The sequence below is a fragment of the Methanoculleus sp. UBA413 genome, from assembly GCF_002502935.1.
In the GTDB taxonomy this organism is placed as follows: domain Archaea; phylum Halobacteriota; class Methanomicrobia; order Methanomicrobiales; family Methanoculleaceae; genus Methanoculleus; species Methanoculleus bourgensis.
In genome coordinates, this window is sequence record NZ_DAQR01000078.1 from 1,393 (window position 1) to 4,850 (window position 3,458).

The 3,458-nt window shown below is 58.7% G+C and carries 5 protein-coding genes; 3 read left to right on the forward strand and 2 right to left on the reverse strand.

Annotation, left to right across the window (positions count from 1 at the left end):
• Positions 1-410: winged helix-turn-helix transcriptional regulator (locus BP858_RS05965; RefSeq protein ID WP_286879099.1), on the forward strand; the 410-nt coding region annotated here is incomplete at its 5' end.
• A 452-nt stretch (positions 411-862) separates the two neighbouring features.
• On the opposite strand, the gene BP858_RS05970 is transcribed toward BP858_RS05965, so the two are convergent.
• Positions 863-1,063, reverse strand: coding sequence for a type II toxin-antitoxin system HicB family antitoxin (locus BP858_RS05970; protein WP_074175789.1), 201 nt, complete (start codon positions 1,061-1,063; stop codon positions 863-865).
• Positions 1,064-1,180: 117 nt separating this feature from the next.
• Positions 1,181-2,110, reverse strand: a complete 930-nt coding sequence (locus tag BP858_RS05975) for a ribose 1,5-bisphosphate isomerase (RefSeq protein ID WP_286879100.1) — start codon at positions 2,108-2,110, stop codon at positions 1,181-1,183.
• Positions 2,111-2,166: 56 nt separating this feature from the next.
• Between BP858_RS05975 and BP858_RS05980 the strand changes: the two genes are divergently transcribed.
• Together BP858_RS05980 and BP858_RS05985 are read left to right on the forward strand one after the other, a co-directional pair.
• Entirely contained in the window at positions 2,167-3,009 is an 843-nt protein-coding gene (locus tag BP858_RS05980) for an HAD family hydrolase (RefSeq protein ID WP_074175788.1), read from the forward strand.
• A gap of 47 nt (positions 3,010-3,056) precedes the next feature.
• A partial coding sequence (locus BP858_RS05985; protein ID WP_286879101.1) for an ATP-binding cassette domain-containing protein occupies positions 3,057-3,458 on the forward strand: 402 nt, incomplete at its 3' end.

Genomic DNA, 3,458 nt, shown 5'->3' on the forward strand with positions numbered 1-3,458 from the left:
CGCCCACAGAGATCGCCCGTGCCACCGGGATCAACCGCGGGACGACCCGCTACCACCTCTCCCGCCTCCGGGAGGCCGGTCTGGTCAGCGCCGTAAACCGGGACGGCAGGGTGGGCTACTTTCGGCGTGGTTACGATGCAACCTCAAAGACCATCTGCTGTCACCTCAGGAACAATACCCGCCGGGAGATCCTCGCCCTGCTCCTCGACGACCCCGGCATCACGCAGTCAGAGATAGCCGACGACACTGGGATCTCCCGCTCTGCGGCTGCCTGGCACCTGCAGAGGCTCGATGCAGACGGGCTCATCGAGTCTGACCGCGACGGCCGGGCGGTGCGCTACGCGCTCACAGATGAGGCACTCGAGATCTTTGTGGTCCTGGAGCGGGGAGATCACGGCCGGGCGTGCTGACCCCGCCCCCGGTAGGGGACCGGTATCGTCGACTGATGACTGATGAAGGCCCCCTCCAGGCTGAACCGGTGGAAGTGCGGGGCGCTGGAACAGGGGTAACCCCGGCTTGCCCCCTTCGCCGGTGGGTCGCGGTGGCCCCCTCCCGGATGAGGAGTTATTGAGACGGTTTCAGCGGGTTAAAAACCCGCAGGTGCTGAAGTTGTTCTAAGAGTATCGGTGATCGAAGATCCACATGATTCAGAGCATTTTTACGTACATTTTCGAAGAATTGAGCGTCATATTGCGCCATATTGCTGACGCGGTTCCTATCACAAAATGCCCTGTGGGCGGACTACCGGCAATTCGCCGGTAATCTGCGATAATGAGGTCTGAAAATTCCAGGACACTCGCAGGAAGACCCCGGCGCAAGCGGGGGTAGCTCACGACCGTTTCAGCCTTGACCGGTCTTAATTTCAATCCTCTGAACCCACAAAATCTCGTAACTCATCTGGCTCAGGAACTTTATTGACCTCAAGGTAGAGCGAAATTGCCTCATCAAGCCGCCTGATTAACTCATCATAAGTCTTTGCCTGTGTAAAGCATCCCGGCAGTGAGTGTATCGAGGCATAATAGTAACCGTCCTCGTCTTTCTCTATAAGGCAATTGACTCTCATCCTAATCTTCTCATATCATTCTGTGGGCCAATAGTCTCTCTCGCGGGGTCTTGTGTTGCAGAACTCCCGAAAGTCCCTATTGTTTCCCCCGACACAACTGGAAAAAGAGATCCCCCCTCACCGAAACTCCTCGATCCTCCATCCCAGGTAATCCCTGATAACCGTATACGCAAGTTCCGGCGGGATCGCCCCCCGCTCGGTGATGATCAGGTCGATGTACTCAGCCGGCGTCACATCGAACGCCGGGTTCCTGACCCGCACAAACGGCAGCCGCTCAGCCTCCTCCCGGGGCAGCACCTCGGCGGGGTCCCGCTCCTCGATCTCGATCTTCTCCCCGAGGATCGTCCGGGGCGCAAACTTGTAGGTCTCAGCCGCAACAATGACGTTCGTCCGTGCCTCGTTTGCGGCGTGAGCAATCTGGGCGGTCCCGATCTTGTTCACGACCGCACCGTTTACCGCGATCGCGTCGGCGCCGACGATGACCAGGTCGACATCGTTGATGAAGTAGCGGACCGCCGAGTCGATGATATAATTTGTGCGAATACCTGCCTCGTTTAAGGTCCTGATCGTGATAAGCCCCTGGCCCCGCGGCCGCACCTCGGTCGCGTAGACCTCGATCTCCTTCCCCTGCCGGTGCGCCTCGAGGATACACCCGAGCGCCGCCTCAGAGTTGCAGTGGGTCAGGATGACGTCGCCGTCAGAGATATGGCGTGCCCCGATCTCCGCTATCCACTCAACCGCATGCTCCGAGTGCTCGATGAACTCAGCTGCCCGCGATAAAGTCGCCTCCCGTGCCGCCTCTACAGACTCAAACGAGTCCAGGGCGCGCATCACGTACCTGACGGCGTTCGGGAGCGAGACGGCGGTCGGGCGGGTGGCGGTGAGCACTCCGGCCGCCCCCTGCATCTCCTGTTTGAAGGTCTCAGGGTCGGATACGTCAAGATTGCGGGCGAAATCAGCCAGCGCCTCCACCGCCGCCCGGGCGATCCTGCCGGCCCCCCGGATCTCCATCTTCTTTATGTTTTCTGCCGTCTCACTCAGTAACATAGATCTCCATTCAAGAGATGACCAGAGACTACATAGACTTATTGACGTGAAAACAAATGTCGGTTGCCGTTGTATTTGATAGCGCGGGCACACTTCTCAGGACCTACCGCGTAGCACGCGATCTCCTCCAGGGTGAGATGCTGACCGAGGTTGAGACAACAACCCTCACCTTCGCGGCAGAGGGTAGGATCCTCGTCCTCCTCCACCTCCACTCCCGGGACGTCATCGATGCGCCGCCTGGCCAGTACCTCTCTGACTACCTCCAGGAACGGTCGATTGGGTTTGGGGTCTCCTGCTCCCGGCGGATCATCCCCGCAGATGATGTCGCAGAGATCCTCTACACCGACCGGCAGGCCCGCATCGGTGATATGCAGGCCTGTATCAGGAAGGTCTGGAGCTGCTGCAAGCAAGAATCGATCGTCGCCATGAACAGCGGCGTCATCCTGAACGTGGACCTCTCTGGTGTCGAGTTCACGGTGACGACCGGGGGGAGGCCGTTTAGCGGCGCACGGGACGCCATCAGCGAACTGCACAGGATGGGCGTCCCCGCATATATAGCATCGGGGGACCGCGTCACCAAACTCGAGCGGATGGGCGACTACCTCGGTATCCCCCGAGAACGCATCTACGGTGTCGCCACCCCCTCGATGAAGGCCCAGATCGTGGAAGAGCTCCAGGAGCACTATGATAAAGTTGTTATGATAGGGGATGCTATCAACGACCTGAAGGCCTTCCGGAAGGCGGATCTGGCAATACTCACTGAACAGCAGTCAGACTCGAAACCTGGTATCCTCTACGCAAACACCGATCTCGTGATCCGGGATGTCAGCGAGGTGCCCGGTATCGTGGCGGAGCTCCTCAAAGATACCACGGAGACCGGGAAAAGTGCAACAATATAAACTCTAATATGATACCACGAGAAGATTAGTTTAACGAGGAGCTCAAGATGACCCCACTCATTACGGTTAAGAACCTCTGCATGGAGTTCAATGGAAACATTGTACTCAACGATATAAATTTCGAGATAGCAGAGGGCGAAACAGTCGGCATTATCGGGAGAAGCGGGGCCGGCAAGACCGTTCTTATGCACCTTATGCGGGGCGTGGACCAGCCCCCGTCAAGAGGTTCGATCATCTATCATATCGCCGCCTGTGATGCCTGCGACTACGTCGGTGTCCCGAGCGAGGCAGGGAAGCCGTGCCCGGCCTGCGGCGCGGAACTCAAACCGGTGGATGTCGATTTCTGGACGGAGGAGAGCGCACCGATGAAACGGCGGCTCATGCGGCGGACCGCCATCATGTTCCAGCGGACGTTCGCCCTCTACGGCGACGACCGGGTGATCGAGAAC